Here is a 23656-nt window from a genome sequence, read left to right on the forward strand (position 1 = left end):
GAGGTGAGAAAGAATGGAGAAAGAGGAGCAGAAGGCATATCATCGCTATATTCGTGGCATTATTTTAATTGGTTTAGCAATGCTCTTATTTAAACTACTTGTAACAGGGAATATTTATAATTTTATCGCTCCAAAAATGATCAAATTTACGTATATAGCTTTTGTAGTAATTTTAATTTTTGGTATTGTACAAGTTTGGGGAGATGGAAGAGAAAAACAGCATGATTATAATTGTTGTAAACATCATACAACATCAAAATCAGGGATAAAAAGTTTCTTTGTATATGTTTTATTTGTTGTTCCGATAGTTAGTGCTTTTCTCTTTGGAAGTGTAACAATTGATGGAAGTTTAGCAGGAAAAAGGGGTATGAATCAAAGTGTACAGGCGAGAAGTCTGGAAAGAAACGAAAAAGAGGGGAAACAGGTTAAGTTTGATGAGCGAGAAGTATTAGTTGATTCAGAAGAAACATCAAATTTAGCAACGACTTATAAAACGGAAGAGCAAGTAGTAAAAAGTATGTTAGGACAGCGTAAACTACAAGTAAAGGATAAGGATTATGTTCAAACAATGAATGTAATTGGTCAAAATGTTAATTGGTTTAAAGGGAAAGAAATTACATTCTTAGGGTTTATATATAAGGATAAAGATGTGACGGGTAATAAAGCAGTAGTGGCTCGATATGGCATAACTTGTTGTATTGCGGATGCATCAGTCTGGGGGATGATTGTTACCGGGAAAAATATTGAAAAAATTCCAGAAGAAACATGGGTAAAAATAACAGGATTATTAGATGAAACGACATATAAAGGAACAGTCTTTCCACTTGTAAAAGTAAACAAAATCGAGAAAATTAATAAGCCAACTGACCCATATGTATATGATGCTTTACCTCAATAGAAAAGAATAAATTCTTCATATTTTCATGAAATAGAATCATAATCAAGGCGATAAAAAAATAAAGATAAGAGTAATTTGGTTTGTTAAAAATATGTGCAGAAGGAGTTATGCGATGAACTGGGTTACTCATAAACCATCATTTGAATTTGAAACATTTAGTCCTATTATTCGGTCACAATCTGCGTGGAGTGGACATTTAGATTTTGCATATGACTTAGTACGATTTGAAAAACCAGAAACTTTAGTTGAGTTAGGTACACATTTAGGAGCTTCCTTTTTTAGTTTTTGTCAGGGAGTAAAAGATGGAGGGTTATCGACTAAATGCTTTGCAGTAGATACTTGGGCTGGAGATGGGCATACAGGTCCATATGGAGAAGGGGTTTTTCAAATAGTAGAAAAAGTAGTGAGCGATAACTACCTTAATATAGGAAATTTAATTCGATCTACTTTTGATGATGCTGTAGACCTGTTTCAAGATGAAACGATAAATCTTTTGCATATTGATGGCTATCATACGTATGAAGCTGTTTCTCACGATTATAATACATGGCTACCGAAAGTCGCGAAAAACGGTATTGTATTATTTCATGATATTGAAGTTAGAAGTAGTGATTTCGGCGTATATAAGTTTTGGGATGAGGTAAAAGCGAAGTACCCTCATTTTCAATTTGCGCATTCATATGGACTGGGAGTGTTATTTCCGAAGGGTTGTAGTGATAAGTTTGAGGAAATACTTAAAAATAAAGAAGAAATACAAAATATGTATAAATAAAGATAGGGCATACATCATTTTTATGATGTGTGCCCTATTTTTTATGTAGAAAATAATGGTGTGAATTAAAAAGCTAAGATAGTTGTAAAAAGTTTTATTGCAGCAAATATTAAAAAAGTTAGTATGGGATTTTTCTTTGTAAATAAAGTGAAGCTTTAATACGTTCATATCAATTCGGAATTTTACAGTAGTTAATTTCTTACCTAAGTGCTTTGCACTTACTGAATTTTGAGATGGGGGTCTTATTGGCCGAAAATATTGGGATAAATAAAAATACAACATTTTTTATATTTTTCATTGCGAAAAACGTAATCTACTTTTACAATAGAAAGGGTTGTGAATATATTATACTGAAAAAATAAATCGAAATAATATGAAAATTTTGTTTTGTCTTCGCTAATTGTATATTACATACATGTAAGACGACATACGTCATGTTATCGACTTGTAAGGAGAGAAAAAAATGAAAAGTGTAAGATTACCATCGATGCTAGAAATCATAGTTCTTTTATTACTATTTCTTGCTGTTGTCTTTTCCTTCCAAACGATTTTTGATCTCCCAATTCAATTAGCGCTATTTATTTCATGGTTTTTAGTAATTGCGCTTGGATTAAGATTAGGATTTCGTTATCAAGAATTGCAAGATGCAATTACGAAAGGGATTTCTAACGGATTAGAAGCGATACTGATTTTAGTTGCAGTAGGTGCTTTAATTGGAACATGGATTGCTGGTGGGGTAGTACCAACATTAATCTATTATGGATTAGAATTTATTCACCCTAGCATATTCCTATTAGCAACATTAATTATTTGTTCTATAACTTCTATCGCAACAGGAACGTCTTGGGGAACAGTGGGAACAGCAGGTATTGCTATGATGGCGATTGGTGAAGGACTTGGTTTACCACTTCCGCTTGTTGCTGGTGCAGTTCTTTCAGGAGCTTATTTCGGCGACAAATTATCACCACTTTCTGATAGCACAGTTCTTGCAGCTTCTATGGCGAAAGTAGATGTTATTGCTCACGTTCGAGCTATGCTCGTATTAGATGTTCCAGCTTATATTATTACTAGTATTATGTTTACTGTAGCTGGTTGGATGTATGGCGGCGATAATGTAGATTTGAATCGAGTAGAATTTTTAAAAGAAGCTTTATTAAAGCAATTTGATATTAAAATATGGATGCTTGTTCCGGCGGTCATTGTTATCGTTCTATTAGCGATGAAGAAACCGTCTATGCCAACAATTGCAATGGGAGCTTTAATTGGTGCAATTTGGGCAACCCTTTTCCAAGGGATGAACTTTGGAGAGGCGATTGGAACAGCTTATAACGGATTCTCAATTCAATCTGGTGTTGAGTTTGTTGACAAGTTATTAAACCGTGGTGGAATTAACGGCATGCTTGGCTCAGTAGCCGTTATTATTTTCGGTTTAGGATTTGGTGGATTACTTGAAAAACTAGGTGTTTTAAAAGTAATCGTATCAAAATTTGAGAAGAAATTAAATTCTGCAGGTAATGTAACATTGTCTACATTAATCGTGGCATTCTTAGCTAATATATTTGGTTGTGCGATGTATGTATCACTAATTTTAACACCAAAAATTATGGAAGATAGCTATGATAAATTAAAAATAGACCGTCGTGTATTAGCGCGTAACTCAGAAGTAGGTGGAACGTTAACTTCAGGTATGGTTCCATGGTCTGATAATGGTATTTTTATGGCTGGTATTTTAGGTGTAGCAACGTTCTCATACGTTCCGTTTATGTGGTTAAGCTTCGTATCGTTAATTTTAGCAGTTATTTACGGATATACAGGCAAATTCATCTGGTATGTAGATGATGCAGATAAAGGAAAGCAAGCATCATAAAATAAAAATCACCTTCTACAATATGTAGAAGGTGATTTTTTTATTTTTTAATAGCATTTGCTGAAGTTATTTCATTCTCATATTTAGCAATTTTTTGTTGTATCTTTTTTAAGTTTTTTTCAGTGTCTTGAATGAGCTGTAAGACATTGGTCTCCTGTTGTTTCATTAATTCTAACCTTTGAAGGATGGTAGATTCTCCTTCCATAGACCAGTCGATAAATTGTTTTATTTTTTGAATTGGCATACCAGTGTTTTTTAAACACAAAATCATCTCTAAATATTTCAGTGCTTCTTCATCAAAAACTCGATCTCCTTTTTCGTTTCTTTGCAGAAAAGGAAACAGTCCTTGTTTATCGTAATAACGTATTTGAGAAATAGTTAAGTGTTGCATTTTGGCGACTTGCCCAATTGTATAATACATATCATTCATCCTTTTATTACCAAGGTATAATGCCATCTTTGTTAAGTATTTTACCATTATAGTTTGTTTCACTTAATGCATATTTAATAATAATTTTAGCACTTTCAGTGGTTGTATGGCCACCGGGGGAATTTCCATTAAGATCCGTAGTTGTAAAACCAGGAGTTACCCCAAATACTTCTGGACCGTTAGTGGCAAATTCTTTACTAAAAGCTAATGTTAAAGCATTAATAGCTGTTTTTGAAGAATTATATCCTAGTGTATTAATTGGATGTGTTTCACCATTAGCAAACATTGTTAGTGAGGCCATGTCAGTTGTTACATTTATTATTTTACTGTTGCTTGAATTCTTTAATAATGGTAAAAAGGCTTGCATCATTTGGAAAGTTCCAAAAAAATTAACTTCAAATCCTTGGCGTAAAGTTTCAATATTTAATTCACTAGGTAGCATATTGAAGTCTAGCGCTATGCCTGCATTATTAATTAATAAATGTAAGTGATCAGTCGTTTCGTAAATTTTCTTTGTTGCTTCTTGAATGGATTGTGAATTTGAAATATCTACTTGAATATAGGAAACGTTTGAAACATTTAAAGATTCTACGGCTTGTTGTCCAAGTTGTTCATTACGAGCACCTAAAAATACGTGATAATCTTTTTCTGCTAATTGACGAACAAGTTCATATCCAATTCCTTTATTCGCACCTGTTATAAAAGCATATTTTTTCATATTGAATTCCTCCAGTAATGTTATAGTAGGTTACAATGGAAAGGATACAGCCTAAACTTAAGTTTAGGTCAAGAGGAATTTTTTTAAATAAATATAGAATATCTATATATAAGAGTGAGAATTCTTATCATTTAAGAGAAAGTCTGTTATTATAAGAGATGTAGGTATTATATTTTCAAGGGGATGAAAACATGGAGTACAGAATTGAAAGAGATACATTAGGAGAAATAAAAGTTCCAGCTGATAAATTATGGGCAGCACAAACACAACGTAGTAAAGAAAACTTTCCAATTGGAACAGAGCAAATGCCGCTTGAAATTGTAAAAGCATTTGCAATTTTAAAGAAGAGTGCAGCGCTTAGCAATCAAAAATTAGGAAAGCTATCAGAAGAAAAAGCAGAAGCAATTGTAGAAGCTGCGGATGAAGTGATTGCAGGGAAATGGAATGAACATTTTCCGCTTGTCGTATGGCAAACAGGTAGTGGTACACAGTCAAACATGAATGTGAATGAAGTAATTGCAAATCGTGGGAATCAAATTTTGAAAGAGAAGGGATCTGACGTACATATTCATCCGAATGATGATGTGAACATGTCACAAAGTTCAAATGATACATTTCCAACGGCGCTTCATGTAGCTTGTGTAATCGCAGTAGAAAATCACGTATTACCAGCAATTACGAAATTAAAAGAAACTTTAGCAGAAAAAGTAACTGCATTTGAACATATTATAAAAATTGGTCGTACACATTTACAAGATGCAACGCCGTTAACTTTAGGGCAAGAAATTAGCGGATGGCACCGTATGCTTGAAAAAACAGAGCGTATGATTGCAGAGAGCAATACATATATGAAAGAGTTAGCAATTGGTGGAACTGCGGTTGGAACAGGTATTAATGCTCATCCTAAATTTGGTGAGATGGTATCAGAGGAAATTAGTCAATTTACAGGTAAACAATTTGTTTCTGCACCAAATAAGTTCCATGCATTAACGAGCCATGATGAAGCTGTATATACTCACGGTGCATTAAAAGCATTAGCTGCGGATTTAATGAAGATCGCTAACGATGTACGTTGGCTTGCAAGTGGTCCACGTAGTGGTCTTGGAGAAATTATTATTCCAGCAAATGAACCGGGAAGCTCTATTATGCCAGGTAAAGTAAATCCAACGCAAAGTGAAGCGTTAACGATGGTTGTAGCGCAAGTAATGGGGAATGATGCAACAATCGGATTTGCTGCGAGCCAAGGTAACTTTGAGTTAAATGTATTTAAACCTGTTATTGCTTATAACTTCTTACAATCAGCTCACTTATTAGCGGATGCAATTGTTTCGTTTAATGACAATTGTGCAGTTGGTATTGAAGCAGATGAAGAAGTAATTAATGAAAATGTGAATCGCTCACTAATGCTTGTAACAGCGCTAAACCCACATATCGGATATGAAAATGCAGCGAAAATTGCGAAGCATGCTCATAAAGAAGGATTAACTTTAAAAGAAGCAGCATTGCAATCTGGGCTACTAACAGAAGAGCAATTTGATGAAATTGTAGATCCAAAGAAAATGATTGCTCCAAAAGAGTAATAGAAAAAGCCAGGGTTCTGAGTATAGAATCTTGGCTTTTTGATGTTCATTTTTAAGTTTCATCTACTTGCAATAAAGCAAGCTTCAAAATATATTATTTGTTAGCAGGCGTATTCATTACTTTCATCTGTGGGCAGTTCTCTTTTAAGAGTGAAATGAATTTTTCTTCTTCTTGTGGTACGAAAGAGGTCACTGAGTCAAATAAATTGTAATGTATTTCTAATTGTTGCCTAGTCCATTTTTTTGAACGAAGTTTTTTGCCAGAGTGCTTAATATGGCGAATGTCTTTAAATGGGATTTCAGTACGAAGTATGAAACCGTGTTTTACAACAAGAGATGATTCCGTTACGTTGTAGTGAGAGAAATAGAATGAAGAAAGATTCACGATATTTAGCAGCATCATGAGAGTGAAAAAAATAGAATTTTCATTTTGAAAGAATAACGAAACGAAAAAAATAATTATAAATAATGTAATGAAAATGACGTGGAATGGATTTTTTTTCGCTTTAAATTTCAAGTTAGTCACCTCGGTATACTTGTTCTTTAACTAAATTAAATCATAACATTGTGATAAAACGTGTGAATATGCAGAATTGCATATTCACACGTTTTATTATTCATGTAAAATTTCTTGATGGGATAAATTCAAAAGAAGTTTTGTAATAGTGGAGTGGCATAAAGTGACTTACAAGAATAGAAAGATAGCGTTAGTCATAATTAGTTGTATGATGATTATGAGTAGTTGTGCTAATAAATTTGTTGAAGATAGAAATCGAAAGCATACATTTGTACAAGCAAGTAAGGTTTTAGTAGAGACTGTAAATAGAATATATAAAAAGTAAAGGATGTTTTCTTATACGAAAACATCTTTTTTGTAGTTAAAATTGAATACTGAAGTTTTGTAATGAGTGAATACCAGTTCCATATTCACTAATCGCATATGCGTTCTGTGCAATTTACTTAACGGTAAACCAAGGGTCTTGAAGAATATTCATGTTCTATTTTACATCCTATAAAATGAATTTGTATAAACATATTCGCTTTTCGTTGTATTAAATCCTTTCGATAGATGTTTTTATAAAAGTTTATAAAATGGGCAAACGAAACGTTGAAATGTTTGTTTGTGTTGTGATAAGATGATGAAGTAATAATAAACGATATAGCGATTTGTTTGGTTTTTAAATAAACATTTTGAAGGAGTGTTTAGTATGAACGATATTTCAGAGAAGTTTTGGGATGCGTCAATAGAGGAATTAAAGAAAGGGTATGTGTTTGATGAAGAAAAAGAGGGGTACATTTGCTTAGCTTGTGGTGAAACATTTATTAAAGGTGTTATTTATCAAGATAATCAAGTTTTGTATGAAGCAGAGAAGTTCGTCCAATTGCATATTCAAAATGAGCATACGTCTATGTTTGATTATTTGCTAAATATGGATAAGAAATTTACTGGATTAACGGATTTACAAAAGAAAATGGTTCAGTTTTTCTATATGGGACTGAATGATAAAGAAATTGTAAAAGAGATGGATGGCGGAAGTACATCAACAATTCGTAATCATCGATTTACACTGCGAGAGAAAATGAAACAAGCAAAAGTATTTTTAGCGCTAATGGAATTATCAGAAGAAAAATCAAAAGTACAAACGAAATTTGTGCCAATTCATAGAACAGCAACGATGGTAGATGATCGATACAATATTACGGAAGAAGAAAATGATGAAGTATTAAAAGCTCATTTTACAGAAGGGTTAGATGGACCTCTCTCTAAATTTCCGAAGAAACAAAAGCGTAAATTAATTATATTGCGCCATTTAGTGAAGAAGTTTGATAGTAATAAAAAGTATACTGAAAAAGAAGTAAATACAGTGATAGAAAATGTATACCCTGATTTTGTAACATTAAGAAGATATTTAATCGAATATGGATTTTTAGATCGAACAGCCGATGGAAGTCAATATTGGGTGAAGTTATAATCATACGAAAAGAAAATGAATAGAAGCACAGTATTATAACAACTATACAAAGAGATAGAGATTGAAAATAGATGTTTAATAAAAGGAGAAATGAAATTTGAAACCACCTGCAGATAACAATAAAGAAGGTGCGGAGTCACATAAGTTGGAAAGTGAGAGTAAACCGATTTGGAAATCGATGTCGATGTTTTTAGTACCGTTATTATTAAGTAATGTACTACAATCAGTTGGACAATTATTTGGTATGGTAGTAGTAGGAAGATGGCTTGGAGTTAATGATTTAGCGGCTATATCAGCATTCTTCCCATTATTTTTCTTGCTCGTTTCATTTGTAATTGGTATCGGTTCAGGAAGCTCTATTTTAATTGGTCAGGCGTTTGGTGCTAAAAACGAAGATCGTTTAAAAGCTATCGTTGGTACGACGCTGACATTTACCTTTATTATTGGAGTTGTGTTGGCGATAATAGGAAGTATTTTTGCGATGGATATTATGCGTCTAATGGGAACACCAGAAAATATTATTGAAATAAGTGTACATTATGCACGGATTTTATTTATATCGATGCCAGTATTATTTTTATATTTCGCATATACAACATTTATGAGAGGTACAGGAGATTCTAAGACGCCATTTTACTTTTTAATTGTAAGTACAGCACTAAATATGATTTTATTACCGGTTCTTATTTTTGGATGGTTAGGAGCTCCGAAATTAGATGTGTATGGAGCAGCCTATGCATCTGTTATATCTACAGTTATTACGTTTATTGTCATGCTTGTGTATTTAAAGAAGAAAAATCACCCATTACAACTAGATGGAACGGTTAGAAAATACCTTCGAATGGATGGGGAGTTATTAAAGCTATTGCTAAGGCTCGGTATACCGGCAAGTATAAATATGATATTAGTTTCATTATCTGAGATTGCCGTAATCGCATTTGTAAATCGTTACGGTTCGGATGCAACAGCTGCTTACGGCGTTGTGAATCAAGTTGCAAGTTATGTACAAATGCCAGCAGTTAGCCTTGGTATTACAGTTTCTATTTTTGCAGCACAATCAATTGGGGCGAATCAATTTGATCGATTGCAGAAAGTTGTGAAGGCCGGAATTATTATGAACTACGTCATCGGTGGTGTGTTAATATCTCTTATTTATTTATTCTCAAGAGACATTTTATCACTATTTTTAACGAGTCAAACTACAATTGAAATTGCTCATAGCTTAGTTATGATTACGTTATGGAGTTATTTAATTTTCGGTCATGCACAAATTATTAGTGCGACAATGCGAGCGAGCGGTACAGTACTTTGGCCAACTGTTATTGGAGTTGTTTCAATTTGGCTTGTAGAAGTACCCGTAGCATATTATCTTTCTTACCATACAAGTCTTGGAATAGAAGGCATTTGGATCGGGTATCCAGCAGCATTTATTGTCAGCTTACTATTGCAGTATGCATATTATAAGCTTTCATGGCAAAAGAAACGAATTACACGATTAGTTAGTTAAATAGAAAAATGTCCCTAAGTTATTAGACTTAGGGACATTTTTTCGTAAGTGCAGGTTTACAAATAGCTTTTTAAAGTTATATCAAAATGTTGTCTAATGAGTGTTTTATCACTCATATAAAACTCCCACGCTTTTTCCGGTTCACCGATAATCTCAAAGGATTCCTCTGTAATATATAAAGCGCAATTATCCTCCAGTGCAATTCCTTCTATATTCCCTTGATGATTTTGTAAAAAGGAATGGAAGGCGTTCATTCTGTTTAATTGATTATAATGTGGACAAAATCTTTTATTAACAATACCCCATCCGTTACTCTCTATGTAACCAGAACCTTCATAATCTGATCGGATACTAGACGTGAACCAACACATAGCACCAGCGCTATAACCAGCAATAAGTGTTCCTTGTTGCAGAGCCAATAATAATTTTTCATCAAGTCTATGTTCTTTCCATTGCGTAAGCATGTGAATATAGTTTCCGCCACCTAGATAAATTAAATGGGCTGAATGAATCATCTCCTCTATTTCATACTTAGAAGGTGAATCTGTTGTAATGCGTAAAATTTGTACTTCACAATGTAATTGTTTTTCAAACGTGTCTAAAAATAATTTTATATAGCTTTCATCATCATGACTAGCCGTTGGAATAAACAATACTTTTGGATACTGTTTATTTGTTAATTCTATAAGGCGTTCATTAATAGGCAAGTGATTTGAATCTTGTAAATCACCGCCACCAATGACAGCTAATTTCATAGTAAAGCACCACCTAATCATTTTTGTTATATAAAAATTCGATAGAAGAGAGTTACATTCCTTCCGTAATGTAATCAATAATTAGAAAATGTAGCTTAAGTATATCGGAATAGTAAAGAAACTACTGACTATATATACCAATACATTAGAAACCATTCATTGATATATAATATTTCATACTAATGTTTCAAAAAATGGAAAAAATATGTTTAAATAGATGTAATGAAGCATTCATTCATATTGAATTTATACTTATATTTTAAAAGGGTATCGGAAATAATAGCGATTTTCTAAAACAGTTTTTACTTTTAATAGGAAGTTGTATTACAATATGGTAAAATTATTTCAATATATTTATTTAATATGAAATACAAAGAAGGAGCGTGAAAAAAGTGGATTTTCGATTTGAATTTACAACGAAGCTGAAAGAATACTTAGACGATGAGAAGGATGAAAAAATAATAAAAGATGGACATAGAGATGTAATTTTTCACTATTTATATGCGTTAGAGACTGAAATTGGCGTTGTTAAAAATCCTAATTTTACTTTTTTTGCATCAGGAAGACGTTCACATATAGTGTTAGAAAACGTTGAATTTAAAACAGAAGTAAATGTAAAAAGTAATATAATTGAAATTATAAAAATAGTGGATAATGTAGTTATTCCGTTAGATACTATCGTAGCGAAGGATCGGGAATTATTTGCCCTTGGGCGTAATGAGAAGTTTAGTGTACAAATATTAGAGCAGTATCTCTTTGATACATTTGGAGATAAGTTAGGCTTATAATGAATAGAATGTGGTACGTATTTATAGGTAATGAATTTTAGTTTGTATTACTTGCGTTTGACCTCTCATTTAATTTGTACTACAATTCGTAGTGTGAAAGGAGTCATACGATGTTTACGCAAAACTATAGGTTAAATGAGCAAGGATTAAATCATTTCTTTGGACCGCTTGAAGCGAAGATTATGGAGATTATTTGGTCTACTGAAGGTATTACTATTAAAGAAGTCCAGCAGAAATTAAGTGAAGAATCGCCTGTGAATTTTAATACTGTTATGACAGTTATGAACAGGTTAGTAGAGAAATTACACTTAGAAAAACAGACTGTGAAAAGAAGTGGCATATATCGTGCTATACAAACGAAAGAAGAATTCTTATCCAATCAAACGAAGAAAATGACACAGGAATTAGTGGGGGAATTTGGAGATTTAGTTATAACACATATGATAGATGAGTTAGAGCAGGCTGATCCGAATTTAATAAAAAAATTAGAAGACAAATTGAATCAGTTAAAAAAAGAGGATCGATGAAATGAAATGGCAAATGCGTAAAATCGTATTGTTAGCGCTCATTGTTAGTACCCTCTTTTTCAGCTTGTTATTGTATTATGTTACATATCCATTTCTCTTTCAAAATAAGGCATTCTTCCTTTCAAAGTTTTGCTTGTTTCAGTTAGAAAAACATATGAAAGAACTATCAATGGTTCGTATTATAATAGCGGGGTTATTATTAATTACTGTATTGATTGTGTGTAAAAGAATTTGGCGGCAATTTTTCTATAGTAAAAAAGTACAAAAAGTACTTATCCCATTTATTAGAAAAGGGAAACAAATATATATACTGCCGACTGCGGAAGTTGCAGCGTTTACAATTGGATTATTCCGTCCGAAAGTTGTCATGTCGGAAGGTTTGCTTCAGATGTTTTCAGATGAAGAGATTGATGCGATTATTTTCCATGAAGAATATCATCAAAATAATTGGGATCCGCTAAAATTATTTTGTTTTACGTTATTAGCAGAAGGAATGATGTACATCCCGATATTAAAAGAATTGTTACAACGATATCATACGTATCAAGAGTTAGCAGCAGATAAATATGCGATGCAAAAAATGGAATCTTCATTTGAGTTAGGTAGCGCGTTATTAAAATTAATTAAAATAAAGACAATGGAAAATCGATGTGTTACAGCTTCATTTGCAAAAACAGCAATAAATTTACGAATCGAGCAAGTGTTAAATGAAAAGGTTGCTAAGCTTACTATTCCGTTACATACGAACTCGGTATATGTAACAGTAGGGTTATTCTGTGTGTCGATTGTACTTATTGTCGGAGAGTGCATATAGCCTCTTTTTTTTAGGGTAAACACTACTCTATGTAGTGTGGATAGAGTGTTGTCATTTATATCATTATACTTTTTATCGCTATATATATCTTATTTATCATATATTACAGGTATTTTATTGTATACAAATCAAATGACGAAAATTACAGCATTCTTTATTCGTCTATTCGGTGGATTTACAGGTTTTTAAAAATGAGGAGGAAGAAAAGTGAAGAAACTAATTGCTATTATACTAGTAGGTGCTCTCGCTTGGGCGGGGGTTAACTTTTATAATTCAAAGAAAGAAGAAAAGGAAAGAAAAGCAAAGCAAGCAGAGTTACAAGAGAAAGAAGTATTACCACAAGTAGGTTTTAAAGCACCTGGCATCACATTAAAAGGATTAGACGGAAAGTTGCAGTCGTTAAATGATGCCAAGGGAAAACCATATATTATTAATTTTTGGGCATCATGGTGTGGGCCGTGTGAAATGGAGGCACCTGACTTAGTTCATATGTATGATAAATATAAAAAGGATGTTGAAATTTTTGCGGTGAATGCAACTGTTAGTGACCCAGTACAAGAAGCAAGCGCATTTGCTAATCGCTATGGATTTGAGTTTCCGGTTCTACTAGATATGGACGGAGTAGCTGGACTAGATTATAAAGTATTCTCTTTACCGACGACATTTTTTGTTAATAAGGATGGAATTATAGTAGATCATGTACGAGGTGTATTACCACCAGATCAATTAGAAAAGAAATTTAAGAAATTGATTGAGAGCTAAAAGGGGATTTCGTGATGATGGAGTGGATCGTGAGATTACAACCCGTATCTCTTATAATTGGAAGTCTATTTGGATTTATGTTGATGAAACGAAAGATGAGGCATCAAAATGCATCATATGAAAAAATGATGGATGCCGTAACAAATGCGTTTATTATCACCGTATTTGTATGGAAGTTTGCACCAGCAATTTTAAATCCTGTATGGGCTTTTAAATCGCCATTGCAAGCATTATTAGCTATAGGAAGTATGCAACATATTGTAGTAGGATGCGTAATTGCTAGTGTATACATTGTTTGGAAAAGTAAAAAGGAACAATTTTCGCTTCGTATTTTACTTGATGTACTCCCTTTTGGATTGTGTGTGTGCAGTATCTTTTATTTTCTATTACATCATGAAGTAGGTGTACAAACGACACTACCATGGGGAATGAATATATACGAATCTAAATTTTTGTATCATCCTATTTTCGTATATGAGATTATCCTCAACCTTTGTATAATGGGCTTGTTATGGATGAAAAATGAAAGGCTCGGAAATGGAAAGAATATAAGTATTTTTCTAATTGTTGAGGGGTTTGCTCAAATTATTATTTCGCTTGTTAGTGAACAAAATTCGGTACAGTTTGGTCTATCAGCACAGCAAATAATGAGCTTTTGTATTATTAGTTTAGGGATTTTGTTGGTGCCGAAAAAATAAAAAATAGCCATTAACGGATATTCCCCGTGCATGGCTATTTTTTTATTATATATATTAAAAAATCGGCGGAGTAACAGAAAATAAGACTATCGCATTTTTCTCAAAATGATTCAACCATTTATGCTTTAAATAAGCAGGTATCTTTACACTGTCGCCAGTTTCTAATACGTATTCTTCCTCGTTTAAATATAATGTGATTTTCCCATCTAAGACAAATGCTAATTCTTCTCCTTTATGTTCTAGCACATTTTCTGATGAAGCTGTATTAGGCGGGACGGTCATAATTGCTGTTGCTAAATTTCCAGTGAAATCAGGTGAAAGCATTTCATATGATAAATTATCGATAATCATTTTCTTTCGTTTATGGGAACGTACAATTAAATCGTCTGTATTTGTATCTTCAAGTAAAAAGCTAAATGTTGGCACATCAAGAGCTTTAGCAAGCACTTTTAATGTTTGAATAGAAGGGTTAGCGGACCCACGCTCAATTTGACTTAACATAGATGGTGTAATATCGGCCATCTTTGCTAGTTCTTTACTAGTTAAACCTTTTTCTTTTCTTTGTTTTTCAATTTTTTTACCAATATCTATATTTTCCATAATGAAAATCTCCTTAAGGGTTATTAAATTATATTTAAATAAATTAAATTTAAATTAACTAAAGTTAACGATTTGTGTTAAACTATATTAAAATTAATTTAATTATAATTTATTATATGGTGAGCTACAAGGATATAAGGAGGAAACAAAATGAAAGTAATAGGGGCATTACAAGCAGAATACCCATTAGTGAATAAACTTATTGCAACAGAAGAAGTATTTTGGATAAATCCAAACATAGAAAAGTATGAGAGGGCAATAAAAGATTCACCACTTAATGAAGAGAATGTAAAAGATGCGGAAGAGAGATTAAAGCGTTTTGCACCATATATTGCGAAAGTTTTTCCTGAAACGAAAGGGACGAATGGCATAATCGAATCACCTTTAGTGAAAATATCTTCTATGAAAGAAGCTTTAGAGATTAATTACAAGCAACCTATTTTAGGAGAATTATTATTAAAATGTGATAGTCATCTTCCGATATCAGGATCAATTAAAGCTAGGGGCGGCATTTATGAAGTGTTGAAACATGCTGAACAACTAGCTTTGCAGCACGGTATGTTAACAGAAGAAGATGATTATTCCATTTTAGATAGTGATACATGTAGAGAGTTTTTTGCCAAATATTCAATTGCGGTCGGTTCAACAGGAAATTTAGGGCTAAGCATTGGGATTATGAGTGCGAAACTAGGTTTTAACGTAACGGTTCATATGTCAGCAGATGCGAAACAATGGAAAAAAGATTTATTAAGAAGTAAAGGTGTAAACGTTATTGAGTATGAAGCTGATTATAGTAAAGCAGTAGAAGAGGGGCGTCAGCAAGCAGATGCCGATCCTAGCTGTTATTTTGTAGATGATGAAAATTCCCATGATTTATTTTTAGGATACGCAGTAGCAGCATCGCGATTACAAAAGCAATTAGAAGAGTTAGAGATTGTAGTAAATGAAGAGCATCCTTTATTCGTTTACCTTCCGTGCGGAGTAGGAGGCGGACCTGGCGGCGTCGCATTTGGTTTAAAGTTATTGTATAAAGACAATGTTCATTGTTTCTTTGCAGAGCCAACACATTCTCCTTGTATGTTACTCGGCTTAATGACCGGCCTTCATGACAAAATTTCCGTTCAAGATATCGGAATTGATAATGTAACAGACGCGGACGGACTAGCGGTAGGAAGACCGTCTGGATTTGTCGGTAAAACGATGGAACCATTTTTGAGTGGGAATTACACAGTAAGCGATGAAGAGTTATATAGATTGTTAAAAGAACTAGCTGACACGGAGAATATTTATTTAGAGCCTTCTGCACTAGCAGGTATGATTGGGCCAGTGAAAGTATGTAAAGAAGATGAGTATTTACAAAAGCAACAGTTAACAGAGAAGGTGAAAAAAGGTACTCATATTGTGTGGGGAACGGGTGGAAGTATGGTTCCAAAAGATGTAATGAATGAATATTATAGGAAAGGTTTGGAGTTAACGGTATAAGAAAAATGAGGCTAATTGTAGCCTCATTTTTTCATGTACATAAAAATCTTTGTTATTTTCACAATAGTTCTTTATAGTATATATAAAGGATAACTAATATTGAATAAATACAACAAAAAAGCTTTATTTTACATAATAAGAGGATGTGTATACGATGTCATTACAGACTAAATATATAGCGGGTATTTCGCTTGGGGTTATGGGTGTAGGCTTTGCGGCTTCTATCCCTTTTCAAGGAACGATAGCTGGAGAGATTATACAAGGGGGATTTGAAGCTGGGTTAGTTGGCGGGCTTGCAGATTGGTTCGCAGTTACAGCATTATTCCGTCACCCGATGGGAATTCCAATTCCGCATACAGCTTTGTTACCTAAAAACCGTAAACGAGTAACGAAAGGGCTCATCAATACGTTAGAAAATGAGTGGCTAACGAAAGAAAGTATTACGAATAAAGTAAAAGAAATGCAGCTAGCACAAATGGTGCTACAAATTGCAGAGAGAGAAATGCAGTCTGATGCTGTGAAAAAAGGCATTGTAACGATTGCTGAGAAGGCGATTGTTTCAATCGATACAGAAAAATTAGCGGTTATTATTGAAAAAGAATTAAAGACGTATTTACATACAATTAATACAAATAACATTTTACAAGTGCTTGTTGATCAATTAGTTGTGCAAGAATATGATGAAAAGACACTTGATTACATATTAGTGAAGGTAAAAGATTGGACAGCGCAAGATGAAGCTCGTTACCAGCTCGGTAGCTTAGGTATGAAGGCGATGGAAAATATAAAAGTAGATGGATTCTTGCAGTTTACTTTGAAATCATTTATGAATATTGTAGATGAAGATAAAATTGGCGGCATTTTGCAGAAGTTTATCATTAGTAATATTAACAGCTTACAAGAGGCTGATAATAGCACAAGACAACTTATATTAGCGAAGATTCGTCAAGAAATTATCAAAGTAAAAGAAAATGAAGCCTTATTACAGGAATTAGAAAATTGGAAAGAAAAGTGGATTGCGAATTGGAATGCTACTGACAAAATAAAAGAGATGCTAGAGCAAGTACAGCAAAGAGCAGTTGCTTTTGTAAATAATGAAGAATTTGCTGATAAATATGTTATTCCATTTTTACAAAAACAAATGAATAAAATAAAAGAAGATGAACAAACTGTTCAAAAAATAGAGGAGTGGTTACAAAAGCAAGTTGTCACACTTGTGGAAAAGAACCATTCGAAAATCGGTAAGCTTGTACAAGAAAATCTTGATAAGTTAGATGATAAAACGTTAATCGAAATGATTGAAAATAATGTCGGTAAAGATTTACAGTGGATCCGAGTGAACGGGGCGGTTTGCGGATTTATGATTGGATTAGTGTTAGAAGGAATTAAAGCGATTATATGAGAAAAACCTTCCGCAATTGCGGAAGGTTTTTTATTTTTCGAGAACACTCATATTCAAATTATAAGCTTTCTCAATATTTAACTTGTATGTCCCATTTCCAGTTTTAATCGAATTTTTATACCAATGTTCTTGGTTGTTTAATTCTGGATGTTCTTCTGAAGAAGTATTTTCGTTTTTCGTTAAATCTTCTACTTGTTCCCAAGGTGTACTTCCATGGGTTTCTTTTTGATTCGTTACTGCTGTTAAAGATACATCACTTTCTTTTGCAAGATGGACAGACACTCTTGAGCTTTCCTGTACAAACCAATTATTTTGTAATTGACCTGGATAAAGAGATAGTTCGTTATTTGAAGCACGGATTTCCACATTTTTATTTTGCGGAAGAACAAGCGTTGGTTTCACCTGTGGTGCTGAATTAAATAATGTATGCTGAACAGGTAAAGATTTTAAAGTGATATACATCGTTTCTCCAGCCGTTTGAACTGAAAGGAAATCATCTCGTTTTAAATTGAGTTTTTCATTTGCTTTCGTTGTCATTTCATAAGTTCCCAAAAGATGAATTTGATTTGTATTATTTCCCTCTATCGTTAGAGGCTGATGTCCTGCATCTACTACGATTTTTTTGATAGATTCAGGTATATCAAATTGTCCGTCTGGAATATTACTCGTTTGCCTCGTTGTGTTAATAGAGTGACGAACTTCTTCTAGTAATCCAGTTGATAATAAACAGTAAAAAGCAATTCCGACGCTTCCTAAAACGCCGATAAAGAAAATACTAAAAATATCATATTTAATAAATGATTGTTCCTTCTTAGAAAATAGAAGGTATAGTAAAACTTCGGCTCCAAGTATGATGAGTAAAACTGGCCACCATGCAGTTAGTGTATCTAATACTTGAATTCCTTTTACGACTGAAAATAGTAAAAAGCATCCTAACGATATAATAGAAAGCCCCATTGAGAATGTTCCAACACGCCAAGTCCTCATTCGCTTGTCCCACCTTTGTTTTCTTTATTTCCAAGTAACAATTTAAAGCCGCCGCCAATTAAAAGGAGCGCAACGATAGATGTTTGGAAATAGCGATAATATAGTTCACTAAGATGAATATTAAATATAGTTACAAAATAATCATTCAAAATAGGAAGGACTGTTTGATTTAATAAATAATAACCACCGAGTGTAATTAATCCGATACCGATCCATCTTTGATGATTTATAAAATAATCGATAATGGGTTCGTCTTGAACTCGTTCTTTTCCGTATTTTGCTGTTTGCTGTAACGCATCAAAAAAGCTATAGAACCAAATGATTGGTACTAAAAATAAAAACGCAGAAAGTCTTAATAAGTCGAGTAAATAAATAGATAGTAAGAAGGCTGCCATAAGCTGAAGACCACGGCGTTGTAAGCCTAAATACATATGACCTGCTCCAGGGAACATCGCTAAAATAGAAGCAAATGTTTTACTTTTCTTTCCCTGCTCTCGATGTTCTTCAAAATCTTCGAAAATAGTACGGTCAATTAATTGCTCGCCACGTTCTTTTTTCTGTAGTTGCTGAACAACGTCAAAGAAATTATAAATCCATAAAACAGGTAACGTAATAAGGAAGATAAGAAAACTTTCTTGCGATGTTAAAAGTGCAACGAAAATGATCATACTTCCGATTCCTGTGCAAGCTACTAAAAATGTAAGTCCGCGTTGCATAAGTCCTAATTGGAAATGGCCAAGTCCAGGGATGATGGATAAGAGAATGATATAAAATCGTTCGCTCTCTTTAGAGGAATTTATCACTTCTCCAGCTTCTTGCTTTTTCGTTTGGTTTATAATGGTGATAACTAAATCTAGTAAGTTAATTACCCATAGAACAGCTAGTAAAAATAGAGAAAGAAAAGCAATATCACGTTCTCTTACTACTATGGTACAAAATACTGCAAAGGAGAATAGAAATAGTGATCCCCCGCTATATAAAATAAACCGTCCTAGCTTTTTTAAGTATAAATGTCCAAGCCCAGGAATTAGCCCTAATACAAGTGCTAAAAAGGGATTTTTATTCATGCTTTGAACCTCCGTCCTTTTTCGATGTGTCTACCGATTTGTTTACAATTTGTTGTGAAATAGAAGACTCGTTATGTTTTGAAGATTTCTCTAAATTTGATGTCGCTGTAAAAATATACTGAAATAAACCACTTACCATAAAAATAATTGTAGCCGCAGTCGCAATTATGTAATGAATGATCGTGCGCTTTAGTGAGGTTGTTTTTATATTTTCATTAGACTGTAGTGTTTCAAAATTAATTTGCGTCATAACTTCGTTCGTAAATGAATCATCATTTATCATTGGAAGGTTTTCATGTTGTTCATCAATACTTTCCATATAAAGTGCTAAACAATGATCACATTCATAAAGGTGTTCTTCCATAGATTCACGTTCATTACTTTCTATAAAATCTAATGTATAATTGCGCCAATCTTCTTTTGAATAATGCATCATAGAAACTCTTCCTCCTTCCAATGTTTTTTAATCCATTTTCGTGCTCGATACAGTTTCATTTCGACTGTTTTTACTTCGATGTTTTCCTGTAAAGCAATTTCTTGATAGCTCTTTTCTTCTAAGTAATGTGCGAGAACAACGTCACGGTAATTTTCGGGAAGTTCTCGCAGTTTTTGAGCAATGAGTAATTTTTGCTCTTTCGTCAATAATAAAGCCTCAATATTATGAGAGGACTGTATATTTTCCTCAGCTTCTTTACATAAGGAGAGTTCTTCACTTTCTCTAGCTTTCTTTCTCTTATAATCAATAGCGTGATTGGTGGCAATACGTGCCATCCACGTTTTTAATCCGCGAAATTGATAATTTGGGAGAGAGGTGTGAATTTTTACGAATACTTCTTGTGTAACATCTTTCGAATCTTCTTCATGTCTTAAAATAGAAAAGATAACTTGAAAAATATAATGACGATATGTTTGTACAAGGATACGAAAAGCATGCTCACTTCCTTGCTGTGCTTTTTCAATTAATTGTTTTTCCTCAATCGGTCTCTCCCTCCTTTTTGACGCATTCTATTATATAGACGTAAAGAATGATAAGTCACCCTACACATTTTGTAAAAAAAGAATAATATATTTTTTGCGGGAGAGCTAGATGAAAAAAGGTGTGAAAAAATGGTAAAGAGAAGTATATAATGAGCAAGTAGGAAATGTTACACGGAGAAAGGATGTGAATGTTAGTAGGGAAAGGTCCATACTAACAAACATGAAAATTAAAATATTAATAGCAGATGATAACTCTTTTATTAGAGAAGGCATGAAAATTATTTTAAATACATACGAAGAGTTTGAAGTAGTAGATACTGTAAATGATGGGGAAGAAGCTGTAGCGTATTGTAAAAAGCATGAAGTTGATATTGCTCTTTTAGATGTTCGTATGCCAAATATGAACGGTGTAGAGGCGACGAAGTTCATTTGTGAAGAGACGAAAACAAAACCGCTTATTTTAACGACGTTTGATGATGATGAATATATTTTGGATGCAGTAAAAAACGGAGCGAAAGGTTATTTATTAAAAAATAACGATCCGGAGCGTATTCGTGATGCGATAAAAGGAGTATATAACGGTCAAACTGTTATGCAAGATGTTGTCCTCGATAAAATTAAGTCTAATTTAATGGAAAGTAAAGAGGAAGAATGTAAAATTGATAAGAGCCTTTTCACAGAAAGGGAGCTTAGTATTATCGCATTAATTGCAAAAGGTTTCTCAAATAAAGAAATTTCGAAACAGCTTTTTATATCTGAGGGAACAATTGCAAATTATATTACGTCAGTTTTAGGGAAAACTGGACTTGAACATCGCACACAAATTGCGATTTATTACTTAACAGGGAAAGTAGATTAATGATATGGAATTTTGGTTAACTGTAAGTAAATTAATTGTCTTTTTATATATTGTGTTCAGTTATATTTACGCAAATGTAGCAAATTTACCGTGGGTTATATTTACTTTACTTATTTACCTTTCTGTAAACGTAATGATTTCTATATTTAAAAAAGATACGTATAAAAAAATATTAATCTGTATATCCATTGGCGTAGTTATGTTATTTACATGGAGGGTTCATCCATTTTTTATTTTGTTTTTATCTTTGAACTTATACGAAATTACATTCTATTACATAGAAAAGAATTGGCCACGCTTTGTCGTTATGATGCTCCCAATTACGATTGCAGATGAAAGTATTCGAATGACTTATGGATTAATTGTTGCATTTTCTTTTCTCGTTTTAACTATTGCAGATCGATATATATCGCGTGTAGTAAAGCTTGAATCGCAAAATGATAAGATGCGAAAAGATATGCAACGACTTACGAAAAGCTTACATGAAAATAAAGAGTACATAAGACAATCTGAATACACATTTAAGCTAGAAGAGAGAAATCGGTTATCGCAAGAAATTCATGATAAAATTGGTCACTCGATGACGGGTGCACTTATTCAAATGGAGGCAGCAAAGAGGTTAATGGAAATAGATAAAGAAAAATCTGCGGAGTTATTACAAAATGCAATTCACATTTCAAAAGATGGAATTGAAAGTATTCGCATTACATTGAAAAATATGAAGCCACCAACTGAGCAAATTGGTATTCATCGTATGAAATTATTCATAGAGGAATTTGCCGGTAAGAATGATGTGAATATTCCTTTCGTTTATAAAGGGAACTTAGATATGATTTCTCCGATACAGTGGAAAATTATTGGTGAAAATGTTATGGAGGCATTAACGAACGCGATGAAGTATGCTGATGCGACAGTCATCTCAATTGATATTCATGTACTTAACAAGATGGTGAAAGTACAAGTGAAGGATAACGGAAAAGGTGCGGTTCTCGTTAAGAAAGGTCTCGGGATTATGGGGATGGAGGAGCGAACAGCGTCAGTAAACGGAAAAATTATTGTAGATGGAACAAGTGGTTTTGCAGTAACAATGTTGTTGCCGATATGAGGATGAATCATCTCATATGAAAAAAGTGAATAATCTCATGTGAAAAGAATGAACTTCTGCACTGAGCAGGTTCATTCTTTTTGTTTATACTAAAAGCAGAGAAACCGAAATAGGGGTGAAATGATGAATACATTAGAAATTAAAAATTTAACGAAAAAATTTGGTGATTTCATCGCAGTTGATAATATGTCTTTATCTATTAAAGAAGGAGAAATATTTGGCTTTTTAGGATCGAATGGTGCTGGTAAGAGTACAACGATTAATATGATTGCTGGTTTGTTAAGAAGTAATGAAGGCGAAATTAGCATACTAGGAAAAAATATAAAGAAACATAACCGATTTGCGAAGATGAATATCGGTATCGTTCCGCAAGATATTGCGATTTATGAAGAGTTAACTGCCTATGAAAATGTGAAATTCTTTGCTGGGTTGTACGGATTAAGAGGAGTTGAGCTAAAAGCGAGAGTGGAGGAAGCACTGCAATTTGTGGGGCTTAGCGATAAACATAAAAGTTATCCGAAAAACTTTTCTGGCGGGATGAAACGAAGATTGAATATTGCTTGTGCAATTGCACATAGACCGAAGTTAATTATTATGGATGAACCGACAGTTGGAATTGATCCGCAGTCAAGAAACTATATTCTTCAGTCTGTCCGGAAGTTAAATGAAATGGGAAGCACTATTATTTACACGAGCCACTACATGGAAGAAGTAGAAGAGATTTGTACGAAAATCGCAATTGTCGACCACGGTAAAGTGATTGCAGAAGGTACGAAAGAACAGTTAAAAGCGATTATTACAGATACGAAAGATATTTGGATTGAAGTGAAGTCAGTAGAAAATTTAGATGTAGAAAAGTTAAAAGAGATAAACGGTGTGAAAGCTGTTCAAATTGAAGAGAACGTAATCAAGGTAAACTCGGATGCAGGATTAAATAATTTAAATCAAATTATTCAGCATTTCATTAATCATGACATTGAAATTCGTTCGTTAGAGGAGCAGGCTCCAAACTTAGAAACAGTATTTCTTACGTTAACCGGAAGAAACTTACGAGATAAATAAAAGGTAAATGAAGAAAAGGTAAAGG

General features: G+C 33.3%; 26 protein-coding genes. 17 read left to right on the forward strand and 9 right to left on the reverse strand.

Annotation, left to right across the window (positions count from 1 at the left end):
* The first annotated feature begins 13 nt into the window (after positions 1 to 13).
* The 3 genes from D1166_RS15250 to nhaC all read left to right on the forward strand — a co-directional run bounded on the left by D1166_RS15250 (position 14) and on the right by nhaC (position 3537).
* Positions 14 to 898, forward strand: coding sequence for a TIGR03943 family putative permease subunit (locus D1166_RS15250; RefSeq protein ID WP_000409938.1), 885 nt, complete (start codon positions 14 to 16; stop codon positions 896 to 898).
* A 112-nt stretch (positions 899 to 1010) separates the two neighbouring features.
* Positions 1011 to 1670, forward strand: coding sequence for a class I SAM-dependent methyltransferase (locus D1166_RS15255; RefSeq protein ID WP_097861577.1), 660 nt, complete (start codon positions 1011 to 1013; stop codon positions 1668 to 1670).
* A 463-nt stretch (positions 1671 to 2133) separates the two neighbouring features.
* Complete coding sequence (gene nhaC / locus D1166_RS15260) at positions 2134 to 3537, forward strand: Na+/H+ antiporter NhaC (protein ID WP_000843992.1); 1404 nt, start codon at positions 2134 to 2136, stop codon at positions 3535 to 3537.
* Between the two features lie 40 nt (positions 3538 to 3577).
* On the opposite strand, the gene D1166_RS15265 is transcribed toward nhaC, so the two are convergent.
* Entirely contained in the window at positions 3578 to 3958 is a 381-nt protein-coding gene (locus D1166_RS15265) for a MerR family transcriptional regulator (protein ID WP_000291861.1), read from the reverse strand.
* A gap of 16 nt (positions 3959 to 3974) precedes the next feature.
* On the reverse strand, positions 3975 to 4685 hold the full coding sequence (locus tag D1166_RS15270; protein ID WP_000759549.1) for an SDR family NAD(P)-dependent oxidoreductase: 711 nt from the start codon (positions 4683 to 4685) through the stop codon (positions 3975 to 3977).
* A gap of 191 nt (positions 4686 to 4876) precedes the next feature.
* Here D1166_RS15270 and fumC point away from each other — a divergent pair, with 191 nt between their 5' ends.
* Positions 4877 to 6265: a class II fumarate hydratase gene (gene fumC / locus D1166_RS15275; RefSeq protein WP_097861578.1), complete on the forward strand. Its 1389-nt coding sequence runs from the start codon at positions 4877 to 4879 to the stop codon at positions 6263 to 6265.
* Positions 6266 to 6359: 94 nt separating this feature from the next.
* Here fumC and D1166_RS15280 read toward each other — a convergent pair whose 3' ends face one another.
* The gene (locus D1166_RS15280; protein WP_097861579.1) at positions 6360 to 6782 is read right to left on the reverse strand and encodes a PH domain-containing protein; all 423 of its coding nucleotides are present in this window, start codon (positions 6780 to 6782) and stop codon (positions 6360 to 6362) included.
* A 163-nt stretch (positions 6783 to 6945) separates the two neighbouring features.
* On the opposite strand from D1166_RS15280, the gene D1166_RS31615 reads away from it, so the two are divergent.
* From D1166_RS31615 to D1166_RS15290, 3 genes are all read left to right on the forward strand, one after another.
* Positions 6946 to 7107, forward strand: coding sequence for a hypothetical protein (locus tag D1166_RS31615; protein WP_000221432.1), 162 nt, complete (start codon positions 6946 to 6948; stop codon positions 7105 to 7107).
* A gap of 366 nt (positions 7108 to 7473) precedes the next feature.
* Positions 7474 to 8238 (forward strand): DUF2087 domain-containing protein, encoded by a 765-nt coding sequence (locus D1166_RS15285; protein ID WP_097861580.1) that lies wholly within the window; start codon positions 7474 to 7476, stop codon positions 8236 to 8238.
* A 97-nt stretch (positions 8239 to 8335) separates the two neighbouring features.
* Positions 8336 to 9745, forward strand: coding sequence for an MATE family efflux transporter (locus D1166_RS15290; RefSeq protein ID WP_000804128.1), 1410 nt, complete (start codon positions 8336 to 8338; stop codon positions 9743 to 9745).
* A gap of 56 nt (positions 9746 to 9801) precedes the next feature.
* On the opposite strand, the gene D1166_RS15295 is transcribed toward D1166_RS15290, so the two are convergent.
* A complete protein-coding gene (locus tag D1166_RS15295) occupies positions 9802 to 10500 on the reverse strand; it encodes a peptidase E (protein WP_097861581.1) in 699 nt (232 codons plus the stop codon).
* A 392-nt stretch (positions 10501 to 10892) separates the two neighbouring features.
* Here D1166_RS15295 and D1166_RS15300 point away from each other — a divergent pair, with 392 nt between their 5' ends.
* The 5 genes from D1166_RS15300 to D1166_RS15320 all read left to right on the forward strand — a co-directional run bounded on the left by D1166_RS15300 (position 10893) and on the right by D1166_RS15320 (position 14089).
* A complete protein-coding gene (locus D1166_RS15300) occupies positions 10893 to 11288 on the forward strand; it encodes a DUF3942 family protein (RefSeq protein WP_016098054.1) in 396 nt (131 codons plus the stop codon).
* Between the two features lie 110 nt (positions 11289 to 11398).
* Entirely contained in the window at positions 11399 to 11815 is a 417-nt protein-coding gene (locus tag D1166_RS15305) for a BlaI/MecI/CopY family transcriptional regulator (protein ID WP_000495075.1), read from the forward strand.
* Between the two features lies 1 nt (position 11816).
* Positions 11817 to 12629, forward strand: coding sequence for a M56 family metallopeptidase (locus D1166_RS15310; protein WP_070757105.1), 813 nt, complete (start codon positions 11817 to 11819; stop codon positions 12627 to 12629).
* 207 nt (positions 12630 to 12836) lie between these two features.
* Positions 12837 to 13391, forward strand: a complete 555-nt coding sequence (locus D1166_RS15315) for a TlpA family protein disulfide reductase (RefSeq protein ID WP_000733174.1) — start codon at positions 12837 to 12839, stop codon at positions 13389 to 13391.
* 17 nt (positions 13392 to 13408) lie between these two features.
* Positions 13409 to 14089 carry a prolipoprotein diacylglyceryl transferase family protein gene (locus tag D1166_RS15320; RefSeq protein ID WP_118043347.1) on the forward strand — a complete coding sequence of 227 codons (681 nt, stop codon included), beginning with the start codon at positions 13409 to 13411 and terminating at the stop codon, positions 14087 to 14089.
* 54 nt (positions 14090 to 14143) lie between these two features.
* Here D1166_RS15320 and D1166_RS15325 read toward each other — a convergent pair whose 3' ends face one another.
* Positions 14144 to 14689, reverse strand: a complete 546-nt coding sequence (locus tag D1166_RS15325) for a helix-turn-helix domain-containing protein (RefSeq protein ID WP_097861583.1) — start codon at positions 14687 to 14689, stop codon at positions 14144 to 14146.
* A 150-nt stretch (positions 14690 to 14839) separates the two neighbouring features.
* Here D1166_RS15325 and D1166_RS15330 point away from each other — a divergent pair, with 150 nt between their 5' ends.
* Both D1166_RS15330 and D1166_RS15335 read left to right on the forward strand, forming a co-directional pair.
* Positions 14840 to 16171 carry a D-serine ammonia-lyase gene (locus D1166_RS15330; RefSeq protein WP_118043345.1) on the forward strand — a complete coding sequence of 444 codons (1332 nt, stop codon included), beginning with the start codon at positions 14840 to 14842 and terminating at the stop codon, positions 16169 to 16171.
* Positions 16172 to 16325: 154 nt separating this feature from the next.
* A complete protein-coding gene (locus D1166_RS15335) occupies positions 16326 to 17573 on the forward strand; it encodes a DUF445 domain-containing protein (protein ID WP_097861585.1) in 1248 nt (415 codons plus the stop codon).
* Positions 17574 to 17603: 30 nt separating this feature from the next.
* On the opposite strand, the gene exsE is transcribed toward D1166_RS15335, so the two are convergent.
* Genes exsE through D1166_RS15355 form a run of 4 tightly spaced genes read right to left on the reverse strand, consistent with a single transcriptional unit; the run spans position 17604 to position 20605 of the window.
* Entirely contained in the window at positions 17604 to 18560 is a 957-nt protein-coding gene (gene exsE / locus D1166_RS15340; protein WP_001261427.1) for an exosporium protein ExsE, read from the reverse strand.
* Positions 18557 to 19627 (reverse strand): hypothetical protein, encoded by a 1071-nt coding sequence (locus tag D1166_RS15345; protein ID WP_001039124.1) that lies wholly within the window; start codon positions 19625 to 19627, stop codon positions 18557 to 18559. The genes exsE and D1166_RS15345 overlap by 4 nt, the downstream gene beginning before the upstream one ends.
* The gene (locus tag D1166_RS15350) at positions 19620 to 20063 is read right to left on the reverse strand and encodes a hypothetical protein (protein ID WP_000972351.1); all 444 of its coding nucleotides are present in this window, start codon (positions 20061 to 20063) and stop codon (positions 19620 to 19622) included. The genes D1166_RS15345 and D1166_RS15350 overlap by 8 nt, the downstream gene beginning before the upstream one ends.
* Positions 20060 to 20605: an RNA polymerase sigma factor gene (locus tag D1166_RS15355; protein WP_306302920.1), complete on the reverse strand. Its 546-nt coding sequence runs from the start codon at positions 20603 to 20605 to the stop codon at positions 20060 to 20062. The genes D1166_RS15350 and D1166_RS15355 overlap by 4 nt, the downstream gene beginning before the upstream one ends.
* A gap of 220 nt (positions 20606 to 20825) precedes the next feature.
* Here D1166_RS15355 and D1166_RS15365 point away from each other — a divergent pair, with 220 nt between their 5' ends.
* The 3 genes from D1166_RS15365 to D1166_RS15375 all read left to right on the forward strand — a co-directional run bounded on the left by D1166_RS15365 (position 20826) and on the right by D1166_RS15375 (position 23631).
* A complete protein-coding gene (locus D1166_RS15365; RefSeq protein WP_000694093.1) occupies positions 20826 to 21464 on the forward strand; it encodes a response regulator transcription factor in 639 nt (212 codons plus the stop codon).
* A 4-nt stretch (positions 21465 to 21468) separates the two neighbouring features.
* Positions 21469 to 22569, forward strand: a complete 1101-nt coding sequence (locus D1166_RS15370) for a sensor histidine kinase (protein ID WP_097861586.1) — start codon at positions 21469 to 21471, stop codon at positions 22567 to 22569.
* Positions 22570 to 22692: 123 nt separating this feature from the next.
* Positions 22693 to 23631, forward strand: coding sequence for an ABC transporter ATP-binding protein (locus tag D1166_RS15375; RefSeq protein WP_001093830.1), 939 nt, complete (start codon positions 22693 to 22695; stop codon positions 23629 to 23631).
* Positions 23632 to 23656 lie beyond the last annotated feature (25 nt).

It is taken from the genome of Bacillus sp. ISO11 (assembly GCF_003458115.1).
GTDB classification, from domain to species: Bacteria; Bacillota; Bacilli; order Bacillales; family Bacillaceae_G; genus Bacillus_A; species Bacillus_A cereus.

Coding starts and splice junctions, on each gene's coding strand:
- D1166_RS15250 (WP_000409938.1), top strand. CDS start 14: ATGGAGAAAGAGGAGCAGAAGGCATATCATCGCTATATTCGTGGCATT.
- D1166_RS15255 (WP_097861577.1), top strand. CDS start 1,011: ATGAACTGGGTTACTCATAAACCATCATTTGAATTTGAAACATTTAGT.
- nhaC (WP_000843992.1), top strand. CDS start 2,134: ATGAAAAGTGTAAGATTACCATCGATGCTAGAAATCATAGTTCTTTTA.
- D1166_RS15265 (WP_000291861.1), bottom strand. CDS start 3,958: ATGTATTATACAATTGGGCAAGTCGCCAAAATGCAACACTTAACTATT.
- D1166_RS15270 (WP_000759549.1), bottom strand. CDS start 4,685: ATGAAAAAATATGCTTTTATAACAGGTGCGAATAAAGGAATTGGATAT.
- fumC (WP_097861578.1), top strand. CDS start 4,877: ATGGAGTACAGAATTGAAAGAGATACATTAGGAGAAATAAAAGTTCCA.
- D1166_RS15285 (WP_097861580.1), top strand. CDS start 7,474: ATGAACGATATTTCAGAGAAGTTTTGGGATGCGTCAATAGAGGAATTA.
- D1166_RS15295 (WP_097861581.1), bottom strand. CDS start 10,500: ATGAAATTAGCTGTCATTGGTGGCGGTGATTTACAAGATTCAAATCAC.
- D1166_RS15305 (WP_000495075.1), top strand. CDS start 11,399: ATGTTTACGCAAAACTATAGGTTAAATGAGCAAGGATTAAATCATTTC.
- D1166_RS15310 (WP_070757105.1), top strand. CDS start 11,817: ATGAAATGGCAAATGCGTAAAATCGTATTGTTAGCGCTCATTGTTAGT.
- D1166_RS15320 (WP_118043347.1), top strand. CDS start 13,409: ATGGAGTGGATCGTGAGATTACAACCCGTATCTCTTATAATTGGAAGT.
- D1166_RS15325 (WP_097861583.1), bottom strand. CDS start 14,689: ATGGAAAATATAGATATTGGTAAAAAAATTGAAAAACAAAGAAAAGAA.
- D1166_RS15330 (WP_118043345.1), top strand. CDS start 14,840: ATGAAAGTAATAGGGGCATTACAAGCAGAATACCCATTAGTGAATAAA.
- D1166_RS15335 (WP_097861585.1), top strand. CDS start 16,326: ATGTCATTACAGACTAAATATATAGCGGGTATTTCGCTTGGGGTTATG.
- exsE (WP_001261427.1), bottom strand. CDS start 18,560: ATGAGGACTTGGCGTGTTGGAACATTCTCAATGGGGCTTTCTATTATA.
- D1166_RS15345 (WP_001039124.1), bottom strand. CDS start 19,627: ATGAATAAAAATCCCTTTTTAGCACTTGTATTAGGGCTAATTCCTGGG.
- D1166_RS15350 (WP_000972351.1), bottom strand. CDS start 20,063: ATGATGCATTATTCAAAAGAAGATTGGCGCAATTATACATTAGATTTT.
- D1166_RS15365 (WP_000694093.1), top strand. CDS start 20,826: ATGAAAATTAAAATATTAATAGCAGATGATAACTCTTTTATTAGAGAA.
- D1166_RS15370 (WP_097861586.1), top strand. CDS start 21,469: ATGGAATTTTGGTTAACTGTAAGTAAATTAATTGTCTTTTTATATATT.
- D1166_RS15375 (WP_001093830.1), top strand. CDS start 22,693: ATGAATACATTAGAAATTAAAAATTTAACGAAAAAATTTGGTGATTTC.